This window comes from Vibrio sp. 10N.222.49.C9, assembly GCF_041474985.1.
Classification (GTDB): domain Bacteria; phylum Pseudomonadota; class Gammaproteobacteria; order Enterobacterales; family Vibrionaceae; genus Vibrio; species Vibrio crassostreae_C.
The window spans coordinates 1-268 of record NZ_JBFRVD010000583.1; the positions used below are offsets into that span (position 1 = coordinate 1).

The 268-nt window shown below is 49.6% G+C and carries 1 protein-coding gene; it reads left to right on the forward strand.

Annotation, left to right across the window (positions count from 1 at the left end):
* The coding region (locus tag AB4585_RS24585) for a PTS transporter subunit EIIC (RefSeq protein WP_372171369.1) at positions 1-268 on the forward strand (268 nt) is incomplete at both ends.

A 268-nucleotide genomic window follows, 5' to 3' on the forward strand; every position in this document is an offset into this window, starting at 1 on the left:
TTCTTGGATATTTTCAGAAGGTAGGAAAGGCGCTAATGGTGCCGGTTGCTACGCTACCAGCAGCAGCGATACTTATGGGTATCGGTTATTGGATTGACCCGACCGGTTGGGGTGGCAACAGTGCACTAGCTGGCTTCCTTATTAAAGCGGGCGCAGCAATCATCGACAACATGTCTTGGCTATTCGCTGTAGGTGTTGCTTACGGTATGTCTAAAGATAAAGACGGTGCAGCGGCACTGGCTGGCCTAGTAATGATGTACGTTGTTAC